Here is a 23,350-nt window from a genome sequence, read left to right on the forward strand (position 1 = left end):
TGCGCCGCGGGCCGGCCCACGGTGGGGGCCGGCCCGGGGGTCGGGTCGGGTGCGTCGCCGAGGACGCGATCGGGGTACCGCGAGCCGTGTCTCAGGCCGTTGCGGGTGCCGGGGCCTCGGGGGCCGCGGTCTCCGATTCGGTGGCGGGGTGGGGGATGCGGTGCAGCCCCCTGCGGTCGTAGAGGCGGGTGACGGCGAAGCCGAAGACCAGCGCGGCGACCAGGGCGATGCCCATGGAGGCCCACGCGCGGGTCAGCCCCGCGTCGGCCTGGGCGCCGTAGTAGAGGATGGCGCGCATGCCCTCGGTGATCTGGCGCAGCGGCTCGAATGCGGAGAGGGCGTGGAAGAACCCGGGCAGCGCCTGGAGCGGCACGGTCGCGCCCGAGGAGGGGACGGCCATCGCGACGAAGACGATGGTGGCCAGCAGCATGCCGGGGGTGCCGAAGGCGGCGAAGAGGGCCAGGCTGCCGATGCCGACGACGGCGATGGTGGCGACGGAGTAGAGCCACAGCAGGCCGAGGTGGGAGGCGTCCATGTCGAGGATCGCGACGGTGGCGACCTCGACCAGGGTGCCCATGACGAGCGACATGCCGAGCATCAGCGCCATGCCGACGGCCAGGGTGCGCACGCGGCTGGTGTGCTGGACGGGCTCGCGCTTGCGGACCGGGCCGTAGTCGGTGTGCAGGTAGCCGAGCGCGGTGTCGACCTGGGAGTTGACCAGGTTGGCGCCGAGCATGCCGCACACGACCAGGACCAGTGCGTAGTAGAAGGCACTCAGACCCATGGCGCTGCGGGAACCGAGGGGGTGGCCGTCGGCGACGGTGACGGTCACCGGGTCGGCCAGCTTCAGCTGGGCGGCCGTCGGGAGCGGGGTCTTCTGGGCCGCGGCCTGCTTGAGGAGTTCCTGGCCGATGTGGGCGGAGGCCGCGTGGGCGGCCTTCTGGGCGGCCTGGGAGGACATGGAGGAGCCGATGCTGCCGGCGGCCTGGTTCGTCAGCACGGTCAGGGTCGGCGGGGCGGCCTTGCCCTGGGGCGCGGGCTGCGGGGAGGTGAGCGCGGCCACCGTGGCGGAGAAGTCCTTGGGTATGACGAGGGCGCCGAAGACCTTGCCCCGGCCGAGCCGCTTGTCGGCCTCCTCGCGGCTGACGACCTGCCAGTCGAAGCTCTTGTCGCCCTCGGCGGCCTTCTGGATCCCCGAGACGACCTGGTCTCCCAGGTTGACGTGGCGTCCGCCCGCGTCGGCGCCGCTGTCGGTGTTGACCAGCGCCACGGGCAGGTCGCGCAGGTTGCCCCTGGGATTGACGTTGCCGCCCACGTAGAGCAGGGCGAACAGCATCGAGACCACTGCGGCGATGAGTCCCGTCCCGATCCACAGCCGAGGTCTGCGGAGAACGGAGGGGGGCGTGGGCTGAGGCATCGATTCTCCGGTGCGGTGCGGCAGGGTTCCTGAGGCTGGATACTTGAAGTATCCAGCTACTGGATAGTGGCAGTATCTTGTTGTGGTGTCCAATCGCCGATGACGCGCACCGGACGGGTACCGCATGACCGGCAGGGAGGCCGTATGAAGATCTCGGAGCTCAGCCGGCGGACCGGCGTGCCGGTCGCCAGCATCAAGTACTTCCTGCGCCAGGGGCTGCTGCCCGCGGGGCGGGCGACCGCCGCGACCCTCGCCGAGTACGGGGAGGAGCACGCCCAGCGACTGCGCCTGATCAAGGCGCTGACCACGCTCGGCGGCCTCTCCATCGCCGCCACCCGTGACGTGCTCGGGGCCGTCGACCAGGCCCACACCTCCGAGGGCGCGCTCGGAGCGGTCAGCTACGCCCTGCCGGTGCCGGTGGCGGCCCAGAGCGCCGCGGCCGACGAGGCGGAGGCCGAGGCCGCGGCGACCGCGGATGCCGAGGTGTCGGAGCTGCTCGCGGCCCTGGACTGGCGGGCGCCGGACACGTCGCCGCACGTGGAGGGGCTCGCGGTGGCGCTGAAGGAGCTGCGGCGGCTGGACGCGCAGTACGCCCCGGGCGAGCTCGCCGCCTACGCGAGGCTGGCCGAGTCGGTGGCCCGGCTGGACCTGGAGCGGGCGGAGGGCCTCGACGACCCGGTGGCGCTGGCGGAGCGGGCGGTCATCGTCTTCGCGATCTGCGCCCCGGTGTTCGAGCTGCTACGGCGTCTCGCCCAGGAGGACCAGGTCCGGCGGCGGGTCGCGGCCGAGGGGACGGCCTTGCGGACCAGCCGGGGGCCCGCGGCCCCCGAGCTGCCGGACGGTTCCTCTCCCACTACTTCGGGTCGGCGTTGAACTTCGCGGTGGCCCAGAGGTAGCCGAGGGCGGTGAGGGCGAGGTACCAGGTGACGGCGAGCCGGCCGTTGTTGCCGATCTCGGTGCCGAGGAGGAGGCCGCGGAGGGTTTCGATGGCCGGGGTGAACGGCTGGTACTGGGCGATTGGCTGGAACCAGCCGGGGCATCGAGTGGACCGGGGTGAAGGCGCTGGAGAAGGCCGGACGCCGGCGTCCGGCTGGTCTGCCTGCCGCACGCCGGCGGCTCCGCGAGCTTCTGCCTCCCCCTGGCCCGGACCATGCCGGACTTCGCCGACGTCCTGTGCGTCCAGTACCCCGGCCGCCAGGACCGCCGCGCCGAGCCCCTCGTCGACAGCGTCCCGGAACTCGCCGACCCTGCCTGCGCGGCGGGACCCCCCGTTCCTGGTTCGGACACCACGAGCCGATCGCCCGCCGGGACTTCCGGCGCCGACTGTGGGCCGCGGGCGACCGGCCCGTGTTCACCGTTCCGGTGGCGGGCGGACTGGGCCTGCACGTCGTCTACGAGAACGCCCACGAGGAAGTGGGCGTCCACTACCTGGCCCATCACCCCGACTGGGACCAAGCCGAGCTCCTCGCCCGCGACGACGGCCACCGGAGAGGCCCGGGCCTGTCCTGGCCCGAGCTGGTCGCCGCCGCCGACAACGGTCTGCCCGGCGGAACCACCACCGATCCCGACACCCGCCTGCTCCTGCTGCTGCCCGCCCTCGGGGACGCCGACGTGCCCGCGGACGCCGGCAAGCGGCTCGCGGCCTGCCTGCGGGACCGCCTCGGCGCCGCGGAACCCGGCCGGCTCGCCGCGGCCGTGCTGCGCCGCCAGGGCATGGCCGGCCCGACACGCTGGACCTCGGACGCACGGGGGGTCCGGGTCGACGACGGCAGGTACTCGTTCCGCAATCCGGGCAACCGTGACGCGCTGCCCGACTGCCGACTCGCCCAGGTATCCGCCGCCCTCACCCCGGAGCCGGACGCGGCAGCCCTCCGGGCAACCGCGCTCCACGGCGAGCGCGGCCCCGATGACTGCCGACCGGGCGGCTGCCGGGCCACTCCCCAAGCCACCGCCACCTGCCCCCGCCGGGCCGCGTACACCACCTGGCTCGCCACCCTGATGGGGGACTCCCCACCCTTCTGACCATCGCCCCGCTTCCCCTTCGGGGACCGTCCGACGCCTCCGCGCACCCGTCGGCCGCGAGGTGCGGTGGGAGGACCTGCCGGTGGAGGCGGCGCGGAGGCAGTTGACGGCGGCGTGGGGGAACGCGGAGTTCGTCGACGCGAGACTGCGGGCGTGGGGGGCGTTCGTGGAGTCGCCCGAGCGGGTGACCGGCACCGTGGAACGTGTACTGGGGAAGCCGGCGCGGACGTTCCGCTCGTGGACCGGGGAACACGCGGACGAGTTCCGCTGACCGGCTACCGGGGTGGGCGAGGGTCAGCCGTGCGGATGGCCCGGGTGGTGGCCGGGCTGGTGGCCCGGGTTCCCCTGCCAGGGCTGGTACGCCGGAGCGCCCTGTGCCGGCTGCCCGTAGGGAGCCGGGGCCGGGGCCGGGCGGGCGTTGCGCAGCAGCGTGTCGAAGTGGTCGTGCAGGTTGCGGGCCCTGTCGGCCGGGGGAACGTACGCGGTGACGGACCCGTCGGTCCGCTGGACCGTCACCACGACGCCGCCCTGCGGGTCCACTTGATGCCACACCCCGAGGAGAGCGGTCCCCGGAACCCACCCCGGCTCGGTCTCCGGACCGCCGCCGCGCAGCCGGCGCAGCACCGTTCGCCGGTAGCCCGGAATCAGCAGCCCGGGGAACGTCACCACGACGAACAGGAACAACAGGACGTTGGCGACCACCCCGGCGGTCCAGTGCAACAGCGCGATGAGCGTGCCGTAGCAGACCGCCACGATGAACACCCACATACAGGCCGTGACGGCGGCCTCCGGCGCCCCGTTCTTGCGGAGCAGACTGAACAGCCCCACCGACGCGAGCAGCACCAGTGCGGTGATGCACCCGGCTCCGTCGCCGAAGAGCGTTTCGGCGACGCGGCCGACGCGCCGGTCCGGTCTGACGACGAAGCCGTGCTTGTGGAACCGGACGTTCATCCGTCCGCCCGGCGTGGCTCTCACGCCCTTGATCTCGTACATGGTGATCACGCTAGCGTCGACGTTCACCCCGTGGAGGACCGCCCCCCTTCCGCCTCCGCGCCCACCAGGGTGCTGACGTCGCCGTTCCCCCGGCGCAGGAGCAGACCCGTGTGCACCTCCTTGCCGTGACGCCCGTCAGGGCCTGCTCGCCGGACGGGTCCGGTACAGCACACAGCGGCGGAGCGGCCCCTCGGGCACGCTCGGATCCTCGAAGTCATCAGCCGGATCACGGGTCATCCCGATGCGCCGCATCACCGCCTGGGAACGGAGGTTGCGAACGGTCGTCGTCGCAATGATCTCCGGCAGCCCGAGGGTCTCGAAGCCGAAGGCCAGGCAGGCGCGAGCGGCCTCGGTGGCGTAGCCGTTCCCCCACGCCGAACGCACCAGCCGCCAACCGACGTCCACCCCCGCGAACGGCAGGCCCCCGTCCACCGTGTCCAGGCCGGCACGCCCGAGGAACTCACCGGTTTCCCGTGCTTCGAGTGCCCACCAGCCGAATCCGCGCGCGTCGAAGTCCGCCCGCATGCCGGCCACCACGGCGTCGCTCTGCTGCCGCGTCAGCAGTCCCCCCAGGTGTTCGCGCACCTCGGGGTCGGCGTTCATCGCCGCCCACGGTTCGAGGTCCGATTCCCGCCACCGGCGGAGCACGAGACGGTCGGTACGCAGCTCTGGCATGCCGGTCAGCAAACGCCATCACGGCCACCGTGTCGACCGGATATCCGGTTGCGGCCCGGCGATGCGGTGGATGCAATGTCCCGCACGGTCGCCCGGGTACGCCCGCCGGGGCGAGTCGACAAGAACGCGTACGGCCGGGCCCCGCCACTCTGCGATCCGGGCGCACCTCGACCGGATCGCCACACAGGAGACACCAACACATGAATATGCCCCCGTCGCCTTCGGCGGCGGTACGGACCGACGGACCCCCCGTCCGCATAGGCGCCCTCGTTCCGCTGACCCCTCCCGGCTGGGTCGAGGCGGGGCGGCATCTGCTCGCCGGACTCGAACTGGCCGTGCGCGAGGTCAACGACACCGGCGGGATTTCCGGAAGCCCACTGGAACTGGTGGTCCGGGACACCGCGGCCGATCCGCAGAGGGCCGCGGCGGCCGTCGACGAACTCGACCGCCTGGGCGTGGCCGCCGTGGCGGGGGAGTACCACAGCGTCGTCGCCCGCACCGCCGCTGCCAGGGCCGACGCCCTCGGCCTGCCGTTCCTCTGCTCGTCGGCGGTCCTCGACGCGCTCACCGAACAGCCGACGCCATGGGTCGCGCGCCTCGCCCCGCCGCAGTCCCACGGCTGGCGGACCTACGCGGACTTCCTCCTCGCCGCCGGCCACGGCCGCATCGCCGTAGCGGTCGATCCGAGTGTGTACTGGGAGTCCGGCATCCGCATCCTGCGGGACCACATCGCTCCGCGCGGCGCAACCCTCATCGAACTCGACATGCGTGAGCTCGCCCCCGAGGCCGTGTGCGACGCACTCGTCGACCACCGGGCGACGGCCCTGCTGCTCCTGGTCGGCCACCCGGAGCCGGCCGTGCCGATCGTCCGGTCCGTCCGCCGCGACCCGCGCCTCGCCGACGTCCTGATCGGCGCCCCGGCCGGGCAGCCGGAGTTCTCGCAATGGGCGGCGTTGCTGGGCTCCGCCGGCGCCGCGATCCCGTTCCTGCGCTACCTGCCCGAGCACCTCGGCCCACTCGGCGCACGGGTCGGGAAGGCCCTCCGCGAGCGGCTGGCCGAAGCGCCCTCCTTCGTCGCCTTCGAGGGCTACGACACGATCACCGTCCTCGCCGATGTGCTGCGCTCCCACGGCCCGGACCGGGCGCGCATCGCGGAATCCTGGCCGCACGTCACGGTCGAGGGCACCCGGGGGCGGATCCGGTTCTCCCGCACGCCGGACATCAGCGTCTGGCAATGGACCCGGACACCGGTCCAGGTCGTCGACCGGGATCCGGCGCAGCCGGCGCGCTTCCGGATCCTCCACACCGGCTGAGCGACGACGGAGGGGTCCGGCGGGGGCGCCGGCCCCCGCGCGGGCCGGCGGGTGACGGGCCATCACCGCCGGGCCCGCGCGGGGCGGAGGCCGAACGGACAGGGCGGTCGATCGGGCCCGACGGACAGCGGTCGCGCTACGGCTGCCGGGCGCACATCCGGGCGAGCGCCACCGCCCCCGCGAGCCCGTCCCGCACCGGATGCGGGACCAGTCCCCACCGGGACACGCGGTCGGCGAAACGCTCCAGCAGCGGTCCCTCCCGTCCCAACAACCCTCCCGCCGCGACCAGGGGTTCGCCGTGCCCGGGCCGCAGCGCCCGCGCGCTCTCGGCGAGCAGGTCGGCGGCTTCGTCGAGGATCCGGCCCGCCACCGCGTCCCCGTCGACGGCCGCCCCGACCACCAGCGGGCAGTACCGGGCCAGCGAGGCGGGGCCGGATCCGGCGAGGGCGCCGTCGACGAGGGCGAAGCGCACCGACGCGGGATCCGCGGCAGACGCCCCGAAGGCCTCGGCCAGCCGGTCGACCAGCAGTGTCGCGGGCCCGCGCCCGTCGGCGGCGCGCAGGGCACGGCGTACGCCTTCACGGGCGATCCAGAAGCCGCTCCCGTCGTCACCGGTCAGCCACCCGCAGCCGTCCGCGGTCGCGGCGAGGCGGTGGCCACGCATCCGGGCAGCGGCCGCGCCCGTGCCCGAGATGACCACGAGGCCGTCCGGTGGGGTGCCCGGGGCGCCGGCGAAGGCGACCTCGGAGTCGGCCACGACGCGCACGCGGGCCCCCGTCACTCCGTGCCGGAGCAGGGCGGCGGACAGTGCCCGGCCGGCCAGGTCCTGCCCGCCGTCGCCCGCCCGCCCGGGGATCCCCGCCCCGGCGAACCCCGCGACCACGCAGCGCACGTCCGCCGCCCGCCCCGGGGGCAGCACCTCCGCGACGACCTGCGCCAGCCGCTCCGCGAGCACCGCCTCCGGCACGCTCCGGGCGTTGCCCGCGCCCGCCGCCGACGTGGTCGGCGGCGGCCCGCCGTCCGCGTCGGCGACCGCCGCCCGCAGGGTGGAGCCGCCGCCGTCGATCCCCAGCACCAGCGTCATGTCCCGTCTCCCTCGTCCAGGGGCGTGGGCGGCCTTGCCGGCCGTCAGCTCCCGCCGCCGTCGCCACGGTAGGGCCGGACCGCCTCCGGCCTGAGGCCGGTGGCGCGCACACGGGTGGCGAGTACCGGATCCGCGTGCGCGGCGAACGGCGAAGCGGGCGTGTCGGTCACGGCGATCGTGGTCGCGCCCCGGGAAGCGGCCTCCGCCAGGACGTCACGGGGCTCGCGGGTGCCGCCGCTGTGCGAGAGTCGCGGCGCGACCGGACGACGGCCGGCCGGCCCCGCCGTCCCGGGCGGCCGGTCCGCCTCGCCGCGCCGCCCGTACCGCTTACGCGCCACGGCCGCGCTCCTCGCCGTCCTGTCCGCCAGCTCGTGAACGCCGAGTCCTGCCAGGCCGGCCGCCGCGTGTGCCTGGACGTCGCCCTGGCCCGGTTCCTGCTCGGCCACGACCTGGTCACCCAGGTCGTGTTCAAACACTGCCCCCGGCATCCGCTCCGCTGGCAGCTCGCCGACTTCCGGGCCGGCCGGGTGAGCGACGACACGGACTGGCTCCGGGTCAGGCTGCTGGACGTACCGCGTGCGCTGACCGCACGGGGCTGGTTCACGGACGGCGGGCTCGTCCTCGACGTCGACGCCCCGTTCCTCGGAGAGCGCAGCCGCTACCTGCTCACCGTCCGGGACGGCAAGGCGGACTGCGTCCCGACGGACCGGGAGCCCGACCTGTCCCTGGACGTGAGCGTCTGGGCTCGGTCCACCTCGAAGGCACCGTCCCGAGCACGCTCGTGCGCGCCGGACACGTCCGGGCCCATCACCCGGACGCGGCCGTCCTCGCCGACGCCCTCTTCCGCGCCGAGCGCACCCCGCACCGCCTCCACTGGTTCTGACCGCGCACCCGCCGCCGGGGCCCGTCAGGGAGCGCGCGGGGCTCGGGAAGCGACCGCCCGCCCGTCATTCCGGTTCCCGGCACGCCCCGGGTTCCGGAACGGGTGCGGGGAACCGGTCAGGCGTTCGCAGCGGACAGGAGTACGTCCACGAGCCGGTCCGCGGCGTCCGGCCTGCCGTACGCACGTGCCCGGTCCGCCATCGCCGCGCGCCGACCGGGGTCGGTCAGGAGCGGGCCCAGAGCGTCCCCGAGGGCCTGCGTCGTGACCTCGCCCAGCAGGGCGACCGCCGCGCCCGCGTCGGCCAGGTGCTGGGCGTTGTGCGCCTGCTCGTTCCCCGCGGAGGTGGCCAGCGGCACGAACACGGCCGGCTTGCCCAGCGCGGTCAGTTCCGCCAGCGTGCCGGCCCCGCTCCGCGACAGCACCACATCGGCCAGCGCCAGTACGTCGGGCAGCTCCGGCCCGACGAAGCCGGTCACGTGGTACCGCCCGGCCAGGACCGGGTCGAGGGCAGCGGCGGCGGTGCGCAGTTCGTCCACGTTCGCCGGGCCGCACTGGTGGATCACGTTCGCGTAGGTCAGCAGCCAGGGGAGCAGGTCCCGTACGACGCCGTTGATCTGCTGGGCACCCTGCGCGCCACCGGTGACGTAGACCGTGGGCAGCCGCCGGTCGAACCCGTACAGCGCCAGCGCCTCGACCGCCTTGTCCGGGTGACCGGACAGCACCTCCGGCCGCACCGGGTTGCCGGTGACGACCGCCCGGTCCCGCACGTCGGCGGGCAGCAGGGCCAGCGACGACTCCGAGGACACCGCGATCCGGGTCGCCGAACTCGCGAGCTTCCGGTTGGCCAGGCCCAGCCGGACCGTCTGCTCGTGCAGGACCAGCGGGCGCCGGTTGAGCCGTGCGGCAAGACCCGCCGGAACCGCGACGTAACCGCCGGTCGCCAGGACGACGTCGGGCTGGAACTCGGACACGATCGCGCGGGCCTGTGCCACACCGAGCGGCACCCGGGCCATGTCCTTCACGTTCGCGGCGGACAGCATCTTCAGCGGGTTCGACGAGCGACGGATCTTCCCCGTGGCCACCGTCTTGAAGGCGATGCCCTCCGCCGGGGCGACACGCGCCTCAAGACCGTCCTGGGTACCGATCCACAGGACGTCCAGGGTGCCGCCCGCGGCTGCGAGACGGCTTTGCAGGGTCCGTACCGCAGTCAGGGCCGGATAGGTATGACCGCCGGTGCCGCCGCCCGTCACGAGCAGCCGGAAAGAACGCGGGAGCGAGGGAGTATCCACCCGGTCACCCTACTGTTCGACGGCCCGCGACCACGACCGGGGGTCGGGCGGCGTCGCGGCGCAGCCGCCGGAACGCGCGACCCCCGGCCGGTCACGCCGCGCCCCGGGGCACCTCGCAAGGGTGGGCGTGCGGGCGTGATTCCCTGTCCCCGGGCGCCGATCCGTCCGCAGGAACACGCCGTGCCGAAAGACGAACCCGTGACCCGCGCCTCGTTTTCCGACCGTCTCCAGCCGATCGTCGTCCCCGGACCGCTGTCGCTCCTGCCGTACCGGATCTGGTCGGACGAGGAATGGGAGCTCATCCGGCTGGGCTGCGTAGCCCGGGACATGGACGAGAAGTGGAACGTCTTCGCCGAGGGGAAAGTCGTCCATCTGCACCGGAGCCGGACGGGCCACGGGGTCCTCGAAGCGACCTTCGCTCCGCTCGACGGCGGGGGCCGGCAGGTGACCGAGGCGGTGGTGGAGCGTGACGGGGAGCGCTACACCGGCACGGACGATGCGTACGACTGCCTGGTGCTGGAACTCGTGATCGGCGCCATCGTGCTCGGCGAGCCGGCGCAGGAGCTCCGCGCGCGACCGGTGGAGCGGGTCCGCGAGGCGTCGGGCCGTGAGGACGTTCCCGCCGGGATCGTGCTGCACGGCGCCCTGGGCCTCCGCTCGGGTTCGTAGCCCGGCAGCGGCCCGGGGACCGGGCCACGCCGGGGCCGCCCCGCGATGGGGGCGCGCTCGCCGGCGGGGGATTCAGACCCAGGTGTAATTCGCGTCCGTCACGGCGTCCAGGGCGGGGTTGGAGACCGGTGCGCGGGGGTGGTCCAGGGCGGCGAGCGCGGGCCCGATGGGCGGGAAGACCGGCAGCAGGGCGGCGTCGCGGTAGGGGACCCACTCGATGACGCCGATCTCGTGGCCTCCGTCGGGCAGTTCGTCCAGCTCGTGCGTGGCGAGGCGGGCACGGACCTCGGGGGTGATGTGGAGGCGGTAGATCAAGTGGATCTTGCGCGGGGACGGGGTGGGGCCCGGGCGGGTGACGCGTTGGTCGACGACCCACATGAGGTCACCGCCCTCCGCCTGGTCCACGTCGAGTTCGAGCTCTTCGCCGAGCTCCCGCCGCAGGGCCCGCTGGAAGTCTTCGCCGTCCTCGACGTTGCCGCCGGGAGGGGTGTAGTGGACGGATCCGGCACGCTCCCGCCGGATGAGCGCGATGTCGTCGCCGCAGAAGACGACGGCCCCGGCGCGGACCTTGATCCGGGAGAAGGGGGTCGCGGGGGTGTCGGGAGTGTTGGCCATGGCGCCAGTATCGCGGTGCCGACCGGGCGGAGCGCTCGGCCCTTCCCGTGGGGCGACCGCAGGGTTGTAGATCGAGGTGCCTTGACAGCCCAAGTGATTAGGCGCCATATTACTTGCATGACGAGGGACGGAACCGACGGTGAGGCGCCCACGCTGGACCAGGCCAGGCGGCAGGTCGAGCACTACGGCCTGGAGGTCGATCCGCAGGCGGTGCTGGTCGCGGTACGGCTGATCTCGGCGGGTGCGAGGGTCGGCCGGGCGGCCGAGGTGCACTTTGCCCGGTTCGGCCTGTCGACGGGGCGCTACCGACTGCTCGCCGACCTCGAAGACCACGGCGGCGAGAAGACCCCCTCGCGCCTCGCGGCCGACCTCGACGTCTCCCGGGCCACGGTCACCGGCCTGCTGGACGGCCTTGAGCGCGAGGGTCTGATCGCCCGTCGCCCGTCCACGGAGGACGGACGGGGCACGGTGGCCGTCCTGACCGCGCGCGGGGCGCAGCGCCTGCGCGACATGGCGTCCGAGCATTTCGGGCGGCTCGAGGCGATGGTGGGCGGGCTCTCCGGCGAAGAGCGTGCGGTGTTCCTTGACCTGCTGTCCCGCGTCGTGCGCGGCAGTGCGGCCCTGTTCGCAGACTGACCCGACTCGCATCGGGGCTTGGTCCCGCCCTCCGGCGGGACCTCTTTTACGGCGCAATAGTTAGCTGCCTAATTATCTTGACGGGGCGTGGCACGCGGATCCCGAAGGCCCCGCCGCGACCCTTCGCTTCCCTCACACGAACGAGAAAGAGGCCGGCATGCCCGCAACGAACGACAGAACCCGCGGAATCCGGGCAGCCTCCCGGCCGGCCCGGCCGTTCACCCTGTGGCGAGAGGTGCTGACCGCCTACGCCGCCCCCGCGCTGACGGCCGGTACCGCCGGAGTCGTCACCGGGCAACGGGACTTGGCCGTGGCCGCCTGCACCTCCATCGCAGGCACCTCCGCCGTCGTGGCCTTCCTGGTCGGTGCCTGGCTGCGGCACGGAGGGCGGCCCCGACGGTGGACCACCACCGTGCCGCGCATCGTCCTGACGGTGGGGCTCGCCCTCGCCGCCGTCGGTGCGGCGGCCCCGCTGGGTTGGTTCGCCGCCCAATGGCTGCCCGCCCACACCCCGCTCCCCGCCGGCCCGTGGCTGGAGCGCCTGCGCATCGACCTGCCCGCCTCGGCGGCCCTCGCCACCACCATCGTCACCCTGCGCTGGCGCGGCACCACCGCGGCCTCCCCGGCATAGCCCGCCTCAGCGGTACCGCGGCCCGGCCGCCGCACGAGTCCGATCCCGGCCAAGCCCGACCGAACCCACCCCGACCGAACCCACCCCGACCAACCCACCCCGGCCGCATCCGCCGCCGGGAAGCCGCACAGGAATGAGCACACGATGATCGTCGTCATGGGAGCCACCGGAGCGACCGGCAACGCCCTGCTCCACCGCCTCCTCGCACTCGGCGCACCCGTCCGCGCACTGACCCGCACTCCGCACAGGCCGATCCCCGGGATCACCGGTGCCCACCAACCGCCCGTCGAGGTCCAGTACGCCGACGCAGGCGACCCCCGTTCCCTGCGCACCGCCTTCGAGGGCGCCGACCAGCTCTTCCTCGCCATGGCCAACGGCCCCGCACAGGTGGAACTCGAAACCCGCGCCATCGACACCGCCACCCGGGCCGGCATAGGACACATCGTCAAGATCTCCGCACCCGCCGCCGAACCCGATTCCCCGGTCGCCGTCTCCCGCGGACACCACGCCGTCGAGGAACACCTGCGCGGCAGCGGTCTCGCCCACACCATCCTGCGCCCCTACGCGTTCATGCAGAACCTCCTGCGCCTGGCCCCCACCGTCGCCCGGGGCGTCATCCTCGGCACGACGGGCGGCGCACCCTGCAACCACATCGACTGCCGCGACATCGGCGACATCGCCGCAGCCGCCCTCACCAGGCCGGACATCGCAGGCGGCACCTACATCCTGACCGGACCCGAGGCCGTCACCTATCCCGAACTCGCCGCGCGACTCACCGTCCTGACCGACAGTCAAATCGACTACGTGCACCTCACCCGGGACGAAATGCGAGACGAACTCATCCGCCACGCCCACATGCCCACCTGGCTGGCCGACCACGTGACGGAGATCCAGCAGCTCGCCGTGACCCGTCCCGAAACCCCCACCGGTACGGTCGCCGACATCCTCGGCCGCCCGCCCCGCACCCTCGACGCCTTCCTTCGGGAACACCGCGCGCATTTCCTGCAGCGCTCGTGAACCCGGCACGCGGTGACGGACGTTGACGTGCTGCGGACACGGGAAGACCATCGGGCCCGCCGCCGAGCCGATGTGTCAGCGAAGCCCGACACCGCTCCTGCGGCCGGGCCGCCCGATCGACGGCTGCCGGGGCTTCGGCGAGCCGCACGGCATCGCAGGTCAGGCCCGTCACCCCGGTGCCGGGGCCGTCGACCACGGTCACTCCGAGCCCGGCCGGTCGCCCGGCCGCCGAACGCCGGCCCCGGGGGTGCGGGTAGGGGTTCAGCACGCCGCCGCACACAGCGTCACGCGCCGGCCCCGCTCCGCCGCCTCGGCCTCGGTCTCGTGCCCGGCCGGCGGCGGTGCCGGTCGGTCGGTCGGTCGGCTCAGGGCTTCCAGACCGTGCGTACGGTGTCCACGTACGAGGCGGCCTGGACGCGGCCCGCGCGGGCTGCGGCGGCCCGGCGGCTCTGGTCGAGCATGTTGCGGCCGAACGCCGCGCGCGAGGCGCGGTCGGGGGTGAGGACGGCCACCGAGGCTCCGCCCGCGGCGAGTTCCGCGCCCTGTTCGGCCGTGCTCGGGTGCGGACCGACCGCCTTCGGGATCGGGGCGATGGCGACGACCCGCCGATGGCCGCGGGCGAGCTGGACGTTGGCCGTCGAACGGCTGCCGCCGTCCATCCAGCGGCGGCCGGCCACCGATACCGGCGGCCAGACCAGAGGTACCGCGCAGCTCGCCGCCACGGCTTCGGGGAGGGTGACGCCCGAGGCCGCGTCGAAGACCTCCAGGGCTCCGGACCGGGCGTCGACGGCAGCCAGGCGCAGGCCGCGGGCGGGCCATTCCCGTACGCCCTCCAGGAGCGTGGCGACCGCGTCGTGGACGGCCGACTCGGGGGCGGTGCGGGCGGCCAGCGCGGCCCGGCCGAGGCGCTGAACGGAGCGTTCCGGGTCACGCGACCCGAGCGCGGCCCACAGGAAGCGGGCGGTCTGGCCCAGGGTGACGGTGACGTCGAGCTCGGGGGTCCCGGCGAGGTTCTCCTCGTACATCTCCTCGGCCGTCACGCCCGAGGCGAGCCGGGCGCCGACCACCGAGCCCGCCGAGGTGCCGATCGTCACGTCGGCGCCGGAGAGGTCCAGGCCCGCTTCGGCCAGGCCCGCCAGCATCCCGACGGTCCAGGCGAGCCCGACCGCTCCGCCGCCGCCCAGTACCAAAGCCGTGTCCGTCATCGTCCGCGTCCCTCCCGGGAGGCTAACCAGGGAGCGTTCCCCGTTTCCGGGGTCAACGATAGCAGCTAATCGGGGAATACTCCCCGGTTCGTTCCCTGGTTGCCGCCTGGATGAACTGGATGAAAGGGGGAGCGGCGATGGCCGTTGCCCGTACGGCGAGACGCGCGACGCGACCGTCAACGGCTCGTCGAGGCCGCCCGCGAGGCCCTGGCCGACGCGCTGCGCGCCGACGCCCCGGCCGCCCCCTTGCCCGCGGCCCCCTCGTGGACGTCGAACCGGGCCGGGTCCCCTCCCGTCCGGGTCCCCGTCACGGCCGCCGGGGCCGCCCGGCGTGAGCGCCGACATCCGCCGTCCGCGATGGACCGCCCCGCGGGATCGGCCGACGGGACCGGGTCCCGCCGGAACTCCGCCACGTGCCGCTCCGTTTACTCGCTTCCCACCCGGCGCTGCATTCCCTCGGCTCACATTTACCGGCGTCCGGGTGTTCATGCCGGCAGGGGAACCCCAGTTTGCTTTTGAGTCGATCCCGAGCATCAGTTCGGAAGTCGTTAATTCTTCAACATTCATGGTGGGGTGCAGTTCAGGGGCGTGATCGCGCATCACGATGACAGGCCGAACCCTGTCCCGTAGCAGGTAGGAGTCGTGGCGGGATCGGACCTTTACTGCGGGCGGAGTGGGGGGAAAGCTGTACGGCGTAAGTGCCGCGCAGATAGCGTTCAGCGCAACCGGAAAAACCTCTCGTGTTGAATGTGGCGCTCGGATCGAAACCGAGGACTACCTGGTGGGGGAGCCAAAGGCGGGTGCCGGCCGCCGTCGAGCTTGAAGACCTTGATGGCGGTGCGGGGAATGGTGTGTTCGTTCACGGTCGGCCCGGATTTCACATTCGTAGCCCTTGCGGTCCATGGAGAATTCAGGATGAATAAACCCCGGCTGTTTTCATCCCCCGGAGTCGGATTTATTTTCGGTGCACTGCCGGGGGTGCGGGGAGTATCGCCACCCCATACGCTCCCGCGTACTTCTTTTCTGCGCCGGTTGACACCATCCGGCAGCACAACGACACCGTGCGCTCGCCGAACCGACTGACGTCCATCGGGCCACGGCTATACGTTTCTTCTTACCGAAGGCATATTCCAACCAGCGGTCCTCGCCGTTGAGAGGGACAGGCATGACGAGCCACGCAACCGAAGTCGACCTCGAAGATCTGCTCCGCCGGGCGCTGGACGCCACCGGTGAAGGCGCGCGTTGGAGCACCGACGCGGACGAGATGTGGTGCCGCCTCACGCCCCTGTCCGCGACGCAGCACCAGCAGGGCTGGAAGCTGCACGTGTCGGCGACGTCCGCCTCCGCACCGGCGGTCCTCGCGAAGGCCCTGGACGTACTGCTGCGGGAGCACTCGGCGTTCAAGTTCGCCCGGTCCCTGGAGCAGGTGAGCGCACTCAACTCCCGCGCCACGCCACGGGGAAGCTCGGGAAAGTTCATCACCGTCTACCCGCGCTCCGACACCGACGCGGCCCGGATCGCGCTGGAACTGCACCAGGTCACGGCGGGGCTGGCCGGCCCCCGGATCCTGTCGGACCAGCCCTACGCCGCGAACAGCCTGGTGCACTACCGCTACGGCGCCTTCGTAGGCCGGCGGAGGCTGTCCGACGAGGGACTGCTCGTGTGGTTCATCGAGGACCCCGACGGCAACCCCGTGGAGGACATGCGCACCGGTCAGTACTCCCCGCCTTCCTGGGCGGTCAGCCCCTTCCCCGCATCGGTACCGGCCCCACCGCGCACGGAGAAGGCGGCGACGGCCCCGGTGCTGCTCGGCGGACGCTTCTCGGTCCGGGAGGCGATACGCCACACGAACAAGGGCGGCGTCTACCGGGGGACGGACGCCACCACGGGCGCACCCGTCGTCATCAAGGAGGCGCGGCCGCACGTGGAGGCCGACGCGTCCGGCCGCGACGTACGCGACTGGCTGCGCGCCGAGGCCCGGACACTGGAGAGCCTCACCGGCAGCGGCCTGGCACCGGAGCCCCTCGCGATGTTCGAGCACGGCGGACACCTGTTCCTCGCGCAGGAGGAGATACCGGGCGTCCCCTTGCGGAACTGGGTCGCCGAGCACTTCCGCGACGTCGGCAGCGAGCGCTACCGCACCGACGCCCTGGCCCAGGCCGGGCGCCTGGTGGACCTCCTCGCCGCGGCGCACGCGTGCGGGTGCGTCCTGCGGGACTTCACACCCGGCAACATCATGGTCCGGCCGGACGGTGAACTGCGCCTCATCGACCTCGAACTCGCCGTCCTGAAGGACGACGACGCCCTCCCGACGACGGTGGGAACCCCCGGCTTCAGCGCCCCCGAGCGGCTGGCGGACGCACCCGTCTCCCCGACCGCCGACTACTACAGCCTCGGCGCCACCGTGTGCTTCGTCCTCGCCGGGAAGGTACCCAACCTGCTGCCAGAGGAGCCCGCCACCAGATCCGCGGAGCAGCGGCTCGCCGAGTGGCTGGTCGTCTGCGGACGTACGCTCCGCCTGCCGGACGGCTTGCCCGAGATGATCGTCGGGCTGATGAAGGACGATCCGGCCGAGCGCTGGGACCCGGCCAGAGCGCGTACGGCCCTGCGCCGCACCGGGAGGCCGCTCCCCGGGCACCCCGCCGCCGGGCCGACGGACAAGGACCCCGGGCGCGACGCGACGGCGGCCTCGATCGCCGGGATCGTGGACCACCTCCTCGATTCGATGACCCCCCGGGACGAGCGGCGGCTGTGGCCCGTTTCCACCATGGCGGGGGAGACCGACCCCTGTACCGTGCAGCAGGGCGCGGCCGGTGTCCTGGCGGTCCTGACCCGGTACTTCGAGCTCACCGGAGATCCGCGCCTGCCGGAACGGATAGCCACCGCGGGCCACTGGATCGCCGCCCGGACCGAAACCCGCTCCACGCGCCCCGGCCTGCACTTCGGCGGCCGGGGGACCGCCTGGGCCCTGTACGACGCCGGACGCGCCGTCGACGACCGCGCCCTCATGGACCACGCCCTGGCCCTGGCCCTGGCTCCGCAGGAGCCGACGCCCAGTCACGACGTCACCCACGGCTCCGCGGGCAGCGGACTCGCCGCCGCCCACCTGTGGCACCGCACCGGCGACCCGCGCCTCGCCGCACTCGTCGCCGACGCGGCCGACCGGCTGGCCGCCGCCGCACGGCCCGAGCCGTCCGGCGTGAGCTGGCCGATCCCCGCGGAAGCCGTCTCCAAGGAAGCCGGCAAACGCTACCTCGGCTTCGCCCACGGAACGTCCGGCATCGGATGTTTCCTACTCGCCGCCGCGGCCGTCACGAACCGCCGGGAACACCTCGACCTGGCCATGGCGGCGGGGGAGGAGCTGGTGGCCACCGCCATCATGGTCGGCGAGACGGCCCAGTGGCCGGCCCAGGCCGCAGACGTGCCCACGGCCCCCTACTGGTGCCACGGTTCGGCGGGAATCGGCTCCTTCCTGGTCCGGCTGTGGCAGACCACCGGGGACGACCGGTTCGGCGACCTCGCCCGCCACGCCGCACGCGCCGTCGTGGAACGGGCGTCCCGCGCACCCCTCACCCAATGCCACGGACTGGCGGGCAACGGCGACTTCCTCCTCGACATGGCCACGGCCACGGGGGATCCCGCCCACCACACGTCGGCCGAGGACCTGGCCCGCCTCATCGTCGCCGAACGGGCCCACCGCGACGGCCACGTCGTCTTCCCCAACGAGTACGGGGACGTCTCGACGGGCTGGAGCGACGGATCCGCGGGAATCCTGGCGTTCCTCCTGCGGACCCGCCACACAGACTCCCGGCTCTGGATGATCCAGCAGCCGGGTTGAGCGGCAGGGAACCTGCCGCCATCCCACAGAGAAGGAGAAAGCCATGGAGAACCGCGACCTCGAACTGCTGGCTCACCTGCACGCCCTTCCGGAGACCGACCCGGTCGGCGCCGACGGTGTGGCGTTCGCCAACACCTGCGAGTGCGTCGGCCTGCTGACGCTGCTCAACACCGTCTGTGTGGGCATCAGCTGTAACTGACCAGGCGCCAAGCCCCTTCGGCTCCGGTACCGCCCAGCACGCAGGAAAACGGCGGTCTCGTCGCCGAGGCGCTGAACACCGGCCCTGCCGGGAGGGAGTACCCCGTGCTCCCTCCCGGTCGACACCCGAACGGGCAAGACGAAACGGGCCCCAGGAACCTCCGGCCGGCGGCTGTCCCACGGCGCCGCCGTCCGGAGCGGGGCCCCTCCACCGCCCCACGCCCGAGTCCGCAGACGAAACCCGCAGACGAGGACCCGACCATGCAGCCACACGCCGGCGGCGACGCCCCCGCCCAGGCAACCCTCCCGCCGGCCGCCCTCACGAGCCCGCACGCCACGGGGGCCGCGCCCGAGCCGGCGAACGCCATCAGCACACGCGGTCTGGTCAAGAGCTACCCGGGCCCGGACGGCACCACCACCCACGCCGTTCGCGGCCTGGACCTGGACGTCCGTCAAGGCGAAACCTTCGCCTTCCTCGGCCCCAACGGCGCGGGGAAGTCCACCACCATCGCCCTGCTGTGCGCCCTCGCCCGCCCCACCGCCGGAGAGGCCACGGTGGCCGGCGCCGACGTGCTCGGCCAACCGGACCAGGTGCGGCGACAGGTCGGCATGCTCTTCCAGCACAGCGCCCTGGACACCGACCTGACGGCGGAACAGAACCTGCACATCCACGCACGTCTCTACGGGATGAGCCGCCGCCACGCCCGCCGCCGCGCCACCGAGACACTGGAGGCGGTCGGCCTCACCGACCGGCGACGCTCCCCGGTACGCACCCTCTCCGGCGGCATGCGCCGACGCCTGGAGCTCGCCCGCGGCCTGCTGCACGAGCCCCGGATCCTGTTCCTCGACGAGCCGACCACCGGACTCGACCCCCACGCCCGCGCCCAGGTCTGGGAACACCTGCGCGCACTGCGCGACCGGCAGGGCACCACGCTCTTCGTCACCACCCACTACCTGGAAGAGGCGGAGAACTGCGATCGCCTCGCCATCATCGACGGCGGCCGCCTGGTGGCACAGGGCACCCCCCTCGCGCTCAAGGCCGCGATCGGCGACGACCGGGTGGTACTGCGCACCAGCGACGACCCGGCCGGGCACCACGTCGTGCGCCGGACCGCCCCGCCGGGCACCGTCACGACCCTCGACGCCGACGGGATCAGCCTGCGCGTGCCGGGCGGCAGCTCCTGGATCCCCCGCCTGTGCGCGGCCCTGGAAGCCCACGGCATCCCCGTCCGGGCCGCCTCCGCGACCCCGCCGACGCTCGACGACGTCTTCTTCCACCACACCGGCCGCAGCATCCACACCGCACGCCCCCACCCGACGCCCGCCACCACCCAGCCGACCGGAACCACGGCGACGACCGGGGGGAGCCCGTGACCACACCCGCCCTCAAGAAGCCCGGAGCCCCGGACACCCCCGGCAGCCCCGACGCCGCGGCCCCCGCGCCGCCGCACCGCCTGCGCCGTGAACTGCGGGCCGTCCACGCACTGGTCCACCGCGATCTGCTGCGCCTGTCCACCCAGCGCACCCACACCGCCCTGATGCTGATCCAGCCGGTTCTCTACCTCTTCATCCTCGGAGGCGGTCTGGCCGCCCTGATCCCCAACTCCACGCTCGGCGTCGGCTACCAGACCTACCTGTTCCCCGGCATGCTGATGATGACCGTCCAGACCCCGGCCATCATGGTCGGCATCCGCCTGATCACCGACCGCCAAAGCGGCTACCTGCGCGAACTGCTGATGGCCCCCGTACGCCGCTCCACCCTCCTCCTGGGCAGCTGCGCCGGGGGCACCACCGTCGCCGCGGTCCAGGGCGCCGTCCTGCTCGCCCTGGCCGGAGCCGTCGGCCTGCCCTACGATCCGCTCCTCCTGGCCCTGCTCCTCGCCGGCATGGTCCTCGCCTCCTTCACCATCACGGCCCTCTCCCTGGCCCTGGCCGTGACCCTGGGCCGCCCCGAGGTGTTCCACATGCTGCTCGGCCTGGTGATGATGCCGCTGCTGTTCCTCTCCGGCGGCTTCTTCCCACTGGAGAACCTGCCGGGCTGGGCCCGCTCACTGGCCGCCGTCAACCCGCTCGCCTACGGAGTGGACCTGCTCCGGCGCAGCATCACCCTGCGGGTACCCGACCGGGCAGCCGTGCCGGGCCTCGAATGGTTCGGCCACCAGCCCCCGCTCCTCCTCGAAGCGACGGCCCTTCTGACGGTCGGCGCGATGGCCCTGCTCTGGGCCGCCCACCGCTTCAACCGCCCCGAATGACCCCGGACCCGGTGCGGTACTCGAACGCGATCGCGTCGATCCCCCATCGGTGATCCCGCCACCGCCCACCCCGCTTCGGGGTCAAGTCCCTTCAGGCCTTGTTGAGGTAGGTGAGGACCGCGCGGACGCGGCGGTTGGTGTCGTCGTCGTCCGTGACGCCGAGTTTGCCGAACAGGGAGGTCGTGTACTTGCTGATGGCGCCCTCGCTGAGGAAGAGGCGGCGCGCGATGGCGTGGTTGGACAGACCCTCGGCCATCAGCCCCAGTACGGAGTACTCGCGTTCGGTGAGCCGCCCCAGCCCCCGGTCGGGGGCACTGCCGGACAGCAGCTTCGCGATCACGGCCGGGTCCATGGCGGTGCCGCCCTCCGCCACGCGCTCCAGGGAGCCGATGAACTGGTCGGCGTCGAACACGCTCTCCTTGAGGAGGTAGCCGACGCCGCCGGAGCCGTCGGCCAGCAGTTCGCGGGCGTACAGCTGCTCGACGTGCTGGGAGAGGATCAGGACCGGCAGGCCGGGGACCTCGGCGCGGGCGGTCAGGGCCGCGCGCAGGCCCTCGTCCGACTGGGTCGGAGGCATGCGGACGTCGATGACGGACACGTCCGGGCGGTGCGTCCGCAGTGCTTCGAGCGTCTCGGGCCCGGTGGCGGCCGTGGCCACCACCTCGTGCCCGAACGCCTCGATCAGGCGGACCAGCCCATCGCGCAGGAGGTACAGGTCTTCGGCTACGACTATTCGCATGGTACGGCCATCCTGACACGCGTCGGCCCGCCCCGGGGACTGGTGATCGCGAGCGTGCCGTCGAAGACGGCCAGGCGCCGGCGCAGGCCCGCGAGCCCGCCGCCGGGCCGGGCGTCGGCCCCGCCCCGGCCGTCGTCCTCGACCTCCACGACGATGCCCGTGTCGTCCCGTACGAGGGAGACGTGCGCCCGGCCGGCTCCGGCGTGCTTGACCGCGTTGGTGAGGAGCTCCGCGACGCCGAAGTAGACGGCGGACTCGATCGGCGGGTCCAGGCGCAGCGGGCCGCCTGCGCGGACGGCCACGTCGAGGGGGACGTCCAGCGCGAGCGCGCGGACGGCGTCGACGAGCCCCCGTTCGCTCAGGACGGGCGGGCTGATGCCCCTGATCAGTTCACGTAGTTCGGTCAGCGAGGCGGCGGCCCCGGCCCGTGCCTCCCGCATCAGCGCCTTGGCCCGCTCGGGGTCCCGGTCCATCAGGGCTTCGGCGGTGGCCAGGGACAGCCCGAGGGCGACGAGGCGGGCCTGAGCACCGTCGTGGAGGTCCCGTTCGATGCGGCGGATCTCCGCGGCCTGCGCGACGGTGGAGTCGGCGCGCTGGGCGGTCAGTTCGTCCACCCGCTCCGCCAGCACCATCGCGGGTGAGGGCCGCAGGAAACGGACGGCCACCCGGTGGAGGGACCGCCAGGCGTACGGGCCGCAGCCGACGGCCAGGACCAGGGCGCCCGCCCCGACGGGACGCGCGGCGGTTCCGGGCCGGGCGAACCCGAGGACGGCGACGGCGAGCGCGGCCGGCGGGAGGGCGGCCACCACCCCCGCGGTGAGCGGGGCGACGACGGCGAACCGGAGGTCACGCCAGGTTGCGGGATCGCTCCACCACAGCCGCATCCGCTGGTCCATGACGGCGTCCCGGCGGCTGCGTTCGTAGCTGAAGCCGTTCCACCAGTACCCGGTGGACAGCCGCATGACCGGCCCGGCCTCCAGGTACCCGGCGGGGATGTCGGTGCCGGTCCACCGCGCGACGAGGGACCGGACCGCCCGGCAGACGGTCCGCGCCAGGGCGAGCGTGCCCGCGCACACGATCACGACGGGCCCGATCCACGACCACGGGTGCTCCGCCCCGCACCACACCCCCAACCCCACGGCGGCGGCCCACACCACCGGCACGAGCATGCAGACGGCGGCGGCGGCACACGTCCGCCCGAACCCCACCCCGGCCCCCACCACCCATGAACCCACACGTCCCATGACTCCCCCTCACTCCTCGTCCGACACCCCCACTGTGCACCGTCCGGAGCCCGCGACGTCCCGGCCCGGCAGGGGAGTGGGGCCGGCCCCACCCCCCTGTGGGTCCAGGCCGATACCACGCCGTACGGCTGCTCCGTAGCGTCGTGGCCATGGAAACCAACGCGAACACCACGACCACCGACCCGGCCCTCCTCAACACCCCCGCAGCGCGGGCCGCGTTCGGCACGACCCGGGTCAACGTCAGGATCTACGGCGCGCTCACCGCCGCCGCCCTCCTCGCGGTCATCGCGGTGGCGAGCACGGGCCACCTGGTGAACCCGTTCATGTGGATCCGCGCGATCCTGCTCCCCCTCGTCGCGGTGCTGCTCGACCGCCTGGCCGTCTCCGCCTCCCGGGGCTCCCGACGCGCCTTCGAGCGCCTGCGCGGCATCTCGGCCGTCTTCCCGGTCGCGATCGCCGGCGTCGACCTGATCCCGGGCGTCTGCCCGTGGTGGTACGCGGCGGTGCAGACGCTCTGCGTACTCCCGGTCATCCGCATCGCCTTCACGATGCGCGGCGCGACCCTGCGGGCGGCGTTCCCGAAGACACGCTGAGCCGAGAGAAAAAGATGACGTGATCTGTCACCTTTGG

General features: G+C 73.4%; 23 protein-coding genes and 3 pseudogenes. 15 read left to right on the forward strand and 11 right to left on the reverse strand.

Translation table 11 applies throughout. The annotated features are described in order from the left end of the window. Window positions 1–91: 91 nt before the first annotated feature. Entirely contained in the window at window positions 92–1,417 is a 1,326-nt protein-coding gene (locus ACEPPI_RS06750; protein WP_373914314.1) for a YhgE/Pip family protein, read from the reverse strand. Window positions 1,418–1,561: 144 nt separating this feature from the next. Between ACEPPI_RS06750 and ACEPPI_RS06755 the strand changes: the two genes are divergently transcribed. Next, window positions 1,562–2,290, forward strand: coding sequence for a MerR family transcriptional regulator (locus ACEPPI_RS06755; RefSeq protein ID WP_373914315.1), 729 nt, complete (start codon window positions 1,562–1,564; stop codon window positions 2,288–2,290). Here the strand turns inward: ACEPPI_RS06755 and ACEPPI_RS06760 are convergent. Continuing rightward, a pseudogene (locus tag ACEPPI_RS06760) lies at window positions 2,271–2,493 on the reverse strand (ABC transporter permease); the annotation flags it as partial. The gene ACEPPI_RS06755 and the pseudogene ACEPPI_RS06760 overlap by 20 nt on opposite strands. A 14-nt stretch (window positions 2,494–2,507) precedes the next feature. On the opposite strand from ACEPPI_RS06760, the pseudogene ACEPPI_RS06765 reads away from it, so the two are divergent. The 3 genes and pseudogenes from ACEPPI_RS06765 to ACEPPI_RS06775 all read left to right on the forward strand — a co-directional run. Beyond that, window positions 2,508–2,663: pseudogene (locus tag ACEPPI_RS06765) on the forward strand (thioesterase II family protein); the annotation flags it as partial. Window positions 2,664–2,764: 101 nt separating this feature from the next. Then, the gene (locus ACEPPI_RS06770) at window positions 2,765–3,439 is read left to right on the forward strand and encodes a hypothetical protein (RefSeq protein ID WP_373914316.1); all 675 of its coding nucleotides are present in this window, start codon (window positions 2,765–2,767) and stop codon (window positions 3,437–3,439) included. Window positions 3,440–3,521: 82 nt separating this feature from the next. Then, window positions 3,522–3,710 carry a hypothetical protein gene (locus tag ACEPPI_RS06775; RefSeq protein ID WP_373914317.1) on the forward strand — a complete coding sequence of 63 codons (189 nt, stop codon included), beginning with the start codon at window positions 3,522–3,524 and terminating at the stop codon, window positions 3,708–3,710. 23 nt (window positions 3,711–3,733) lie between these two features. Here the strand turns inward: ACEPPI_RS06775 and ACEPPI_RS06780 are convergent, their stop codons facing one another. Continuing rightward, complete coding sequence (locus ACEPPI_RS06780) at window positions 3,734–4,459, reverse strand: hypothetical protein (RefSeq protein WP_373914318.1); 726 nt, start codon at window positions 4,457–4,459, stop codon at window positions 3,734–3,736. Window positions 4,460–4,567: 108 nt separating this feature from the next. Continuing rightward, window positions 4,568–5,107, reverse strand: a complete 540-nt coding sequence (locus ACEPPI_RS06785) for a GNAT family N-acetyltransferase (RefSeq protein WP_373914319.1) — start codon at window positions 5,105–5,107, stop codon at window positions 4,568–4,570. Window positions 5,108–5,307: 200 nt separating this feature from the next. Here ACEPPI_RS06785 and ACEPPI_RS06790 point away from each other — a divergent pair, with 200 nt between their 5' ends. Continuing rightward, window positions 5,308–6,420, forward strand: a complete 1,113-nt coding sequence (locus ACEPPI_RS06790; protein ID WP_373914320.1) for an ABC transporter substrate-binding protein — start codon at window positions 5,308–5,310, stop codon at window positions 6,418–6,420. 136 nt (window positions 6,421–6,556) lie between these two features. On the opposite strand, the gene ACEPPI_RS06795 is transcribed toward ACEPPI_RS06790, so the two are convergent. Together ACEPPI_RS06795 and ACEPPI_RS06800 are read right to left on the reverse strand one after the other, a co-directional pair. Beyond that, window positions 6,557–7,504 (reverse strand): N-acetylglucosamine kinase, encoded by a 948-nt coding sequence (locus tag ACEPPI_RS06795; protein WP_373914321.1) that lies wholly within the window; start codon window positions 7,502–7,504, stop codon window positions 6,557–6,559. Between the two features lie 44 nt (window positions 7,505–7,548). Continuing rightward, the gene (locus ACEPPI_RS06800) at window positions 7,549–7,980 is read right to left on the reverse strand and encodes an SIS domain-containing protein (protein ID WP_373914391.1); all 432 of its coding nucleotides are present in this window, start codon (window positions 7,978–7,980) and stop codon (window positions 7,549–7,551) included. Here ACEPPI_RS06800 and ACEPPI_RS06805 point away from each other — a divergent pair. Then, window positions 7,924–8,387, forward strand: a pseudogene (locus tag ACEPPI_RS06805) (sterol carrier protein domain-containing protein); the annotation flags it as partial. The gene ACEPPI_RS06800 and the pseudogene ACEPPI_RS06805 sit on opposite strands and share 57 nt — an antisense overlap. 116 nt (window positions 8,388–8,503) lie before the next feature. Here the strand turns inward: ACEPPI_RS06805 and ACEPPI_RS06810 are convergent. Continuing rightward, a complete protein-coding gene (locus ACEPPI_RS06810; protein ID WP_373914322.1) occupies window positions 8,504–9,676 on the reverse strand; it encodes a glycosyltransferase in 1,173 nt (390 codons plus the stop codon). Window positions 9,677–9,856: 180 nt separating this feature from the next. Between ACEPPI_RS06810 and ACEPPI_RS06815 the strand changes: the two genes are divergently transcribed. Then, window positions 9,857–10,345: a hypothetical protein gene (locus tag ACEPPI_RS06815; protein ID WP_373914323.1), complete on the forward strand. Its 489-nt coding sequence runs from the start codon at window positions 9,857–9,859 to the stop codon at window positions 10,343–10,345. Window positions 10,346–10,417: 72 nt separating this feature from the next. Here ACEPPI_RS06815 and ACEPPI_RS06820 read toward each other — a convergent pair whose 3' ends face one another. Continuing rightward, the gene (locus ACEPPI_RS06820) at window positions 10,418–10,960 is read right to left on the reverse strand and encodes an NUDIX domain-containing protein (protein WP_373914324.1); all 543 of its coding nucleotides are present in this window, start codon (window positions 10,958–10,960) and stop codon (window positions 10,418–10,420) included. A 117-nt stretch (window positions 10,961–11,077) separates the two neighbouring features. Here ACEPPI_RS06820 and ACEPPI_RS06825 point away from each other — a divergent pair, with 117 nt between their 5' ends. The 3 genes from ACEPPI_RS06825 to ACEPPI_RS06835 all read left to right on the forward strand — a co-directional run bounded on the left by ACEPPI_RS06825 (window position 11,078) and on the right by ACEPPI_RS06835 (window position 13,244). After that, on the forward strand, window positions 11,078–11,596 hold the full coding sequence (locus ACEPPI_RS06825) for a MarR family winged helix-turn-helix transcriptional regulator (RefSeq protein WP_373914325.1): 519 nt from the start codon (window positions 11,078–11,080) through the stop codon (window positions 11,594–11,596). Window positions 11,597–11,753: 157 nt separating this feature from the next. Continuing rightward, window positions 11,754–12,227 carry a hypothetical protein gene (locus ACEPPI_RS06830; RefSeq protein ID WP_373914326.1) on the forward strand — a complete coding sequence of 158 codons (474 nt, stop codon included), beginning with the start codon at window positions 11,754–11,756 and terminating at the stop codon, window positions 12,225–12,227. A 144-nt stretch (window positions 12,228–12,371) separates the two neighbouring features. Continuing rightward, complete coding sequence (locus ACEPPI_RS06835) at window positions 12,372–13,244, forward strand: NmrA family NAD(P)-binding protein (protein ID WP_373914327.1); 873 nt, start codon at window positions 12,372–12,374, stop codon at window positions 13,242–13,244. Window positions 13,245–13,609: 365 nt separating this feature from the next. On the opposite strand, the gene ACEPPI_RS06840 is transcribed toward ACEPPI_RS06835, so the two are convergent. Then, entirely contained in the window at window positions 13,610–14,449 is an 840-nt protein-coding gene (locus ACEPPI_RS06840) for a patatin-like phospholipase family protein (protein ID WP_373914328.1), read from the reverse strand. Between the two features lie 1,165 nt (window positions 14,450–15,614). Here ACEPPI_RS06840 and lanL point away from each other — a divergent pair. The 4 genes from lanL (at window position 15,615) to ACEPPI_RS06860 (ending at window position 20,737) form a co-directional block, all read left to right on the forward strand. Further along, window positions 15,615–18,287: a class IV lanthionine synthetase LanL gene (gene lanL, locus ACEPPI_RS06845; protein ID WP_373914329.1), complete on the forward strand. Its 2,673-nt coding sequence runs from the start codon at window positions 15,615–15,617 to the stop codon at window positions 18,285–18,287. Between the two features lie 43 nt (window positions 18,288–18,330). Further along, complete coding sequence (locus ACEPPI_RS06850) at window positions 18,331–18,486, forward strand: VenA family class IV lanthipeptide (protein WP_356220958.1); 156 nt, start codon at window positions 18,331–18,333, stop codon at window positions 18,484–18,486. A 260-nt stretch (window positions 18,487–18,746) separates the two neighbouring features. Continuing rightward, window positions 18,747–19,859, forward strand: coding sequence for an ATP-binding cassette domain-containing protein (locus ACEPPI_RS06855; protein ID WP_373914330.1), 1,113 nt, complete (start codon window positions 18,747–18,749; stop codon window positions 19,857–19,859). A gap of 80 nt (window positions 19,860–19,939) precedes the next feature. Then, on the forward strand, window positions 19,940–20,737 hold the full coding sequence (locus ACEPPI_RS06860) for an ABC transporter permease (RefSeq protein WP_373914388.1): 798 nt from the start codon (window positions 19,940–19,942) through the stop codon (window positions 20,735–20,737). 91 nt (window positions 20,738–20,828) lie between these two features. Here ACEPPI_RS06860 and ACEPPI_RS06865 read toward each other — a convergent pair whose 3' ends face one another. Then, window positions 20,829–21,476 carry a response regulator gene (locus tag ACEPPI_RS06865; protein ID WP_373914331.1) on the reverse strand — a complete coding sequence of 216 codons (648 nt, stop codon included), beginning with the start codon at window positions 21,474–21,476 and terminating at the stop codon, window positions 20,829–20,831. After that, on the reverse strand, window positions 21,467–22,720 hold the full coding sequence (locus ACEPPI_RS06870) for a sensor histidine kinase (RefSeq protein WP_373914332.1): 1,254 nt from the start codon (window positions 22,718–22,720) through the stop codon (window positions 21,467–21,469). Before ACEPPI_RS06870 ends, ACEPPI_RS06865 begins: the two co-directional genes overlap by 10 nt. Window positions 22,721–22,869: 149 nt before the next feature. Between ACEPPI_RS06870 and ACEPPI_RS06875 the strand changes: the two genes are divergently transcribed. Beyond that, window positions 22,870–23,313 (forward strand): hypothetical protein, encoded by a 444-nt coding sequence (locus ACEPPI_RS06875; protein ID WP_373914333.1) that lies wholly within the window; start codon window positions 22,870–22,872, stop codon window positions 23,311–23,313. Window positions 23,314–23,350 lie beyond the last annotated feature (37 nt).

Origin of the sequence: Streptomyces sp. AB3(2024) (assembly GCF_041862025.1) — a bacterium.
GTDB lineage: Bacteria > Actinomycetota > Actinomycetes > Streptomycetales > Streptomycetaceae > Streptomyces.

Excerpts from the sequence above, each read along its gene's own strand:
- ACEPPI_RS06820 (WP_373914324.1), bottom strand. The coding sequence starts at position 10,960 with ATGGCCAACACTCCCGACACCCCCGCGACCCCCTTCTCCCGGATCAAG.
- ACEPPI_RS06870 (WP_373914332.1), bottom strand. The coding sequence starts at position 22,720 with ATGGGACGTGTGGGTTCATGGGTGGTGGGGGCCGGGGTGGGGTTCGGG.
- ACEPPI_RS06795 (WP_373914321.1), bottom strand. The coding sequence starts at position 7,504 with ATGACGCTGGTGCTGGGGATCGACGGCGGCGGCTCCACCCTGCGGGCG.
- ACEPPI_RS06790 (WP_373914320.1), top strand. The coding sequence starts at position 5,308 with ATGAATATGCCCCCGTCGCCTTCGGCGGCGGTACGGACCGACGGACCC.
- ACEPPI_RS06850 (WP_356220958.1), top strand. The coding sequence starts at position 18,331 with ATGGAGAACCGCGACCTCGAACTGCTGGCTCACCTGCACGCCCTTCCG.
- ACEPPI_RS06840 (WP_373914328.1), bottom strand. The coding sequence starts at position 14,449 with ATGACGGACACGGCTTTGGTACTGGGCGGCGGCGGAGCGGTCGGGCTC.
- ACEPPI_RS06825 (WP_373914325.1), top strand. The coding sequence starts at position 11,078 with ATGACGAGGGACGGAACCGACGGTGAGGCGCCCACGCTGGACCAGGCC.
- ACEPPI_RS06855 (WP_373914330.1), top strand. The coding sequence starts at position 18,747 with ATGCAGCCACACGCCGGCGGCGACGCCCCCGCCCAGGCAACCCTCCCG.
- ACEPPI_RS06865 (WP_373914331.1), bottom strand. The coding sequence starts at position 21,476 with ATGCGAATAGTCGTAGCCGAAGACCTGTACCTCCTGCGCGATGGGCTG.
- ACEPPI_RS06750 (WP_373914314.1), bottom strand. The coding sequence starts at position 1,417 with ATGCCTCAGCCCACGCCCCCCTCCGTTCTCCGCAGACCTCGGCTGTGG.
- ACEPPI_RS06835 (WP_373914327.1), top strand. The coding sequence starts at position 12,372 with ATGATCGTCGTCATGGGAGCCACCGGAGCGACCGGCAACGCCCTGCTC.
- ACEPPI_RS06875 (WP_373914333.1), top strand. The coding sequence starts at position 22,870 with ATGGAAACCAACGCGAACACCACGACCACCGACCCGGCCCTCCTCAAC.
- lanL (WP_373914329.1), top strand. The coding sequence starts at position 15,615 with ATGACGAGCCACGCAACCGAAGTCGACCTCGAAGATCTGCTCCGCCGG.
- ACEPPI_RS06755 (WP_373914315.1), top strand. The coding sequence starts at position 1,562 with ATGAAGATCTCGGAGCTCAGCCGGCGGACCGGCGTGCCGGTCGCCAGC.
- ACEPPI_RS06785 (WP_373914319.1), bottom strand. The coding sequence starts at position 5,107 with ATGCCAGAGCTGCGTACCGACCGTCTCGTGCTCCGCCGGTGGCGGGAA.
- ACEPPI_RS06830 (WP_373914326.1), top strand. The coding sequence starts at position 11,754 with ATGCCCGCAACGAACGACAGAACCCGCGGAATCCGGGCAGCCTCCCGG.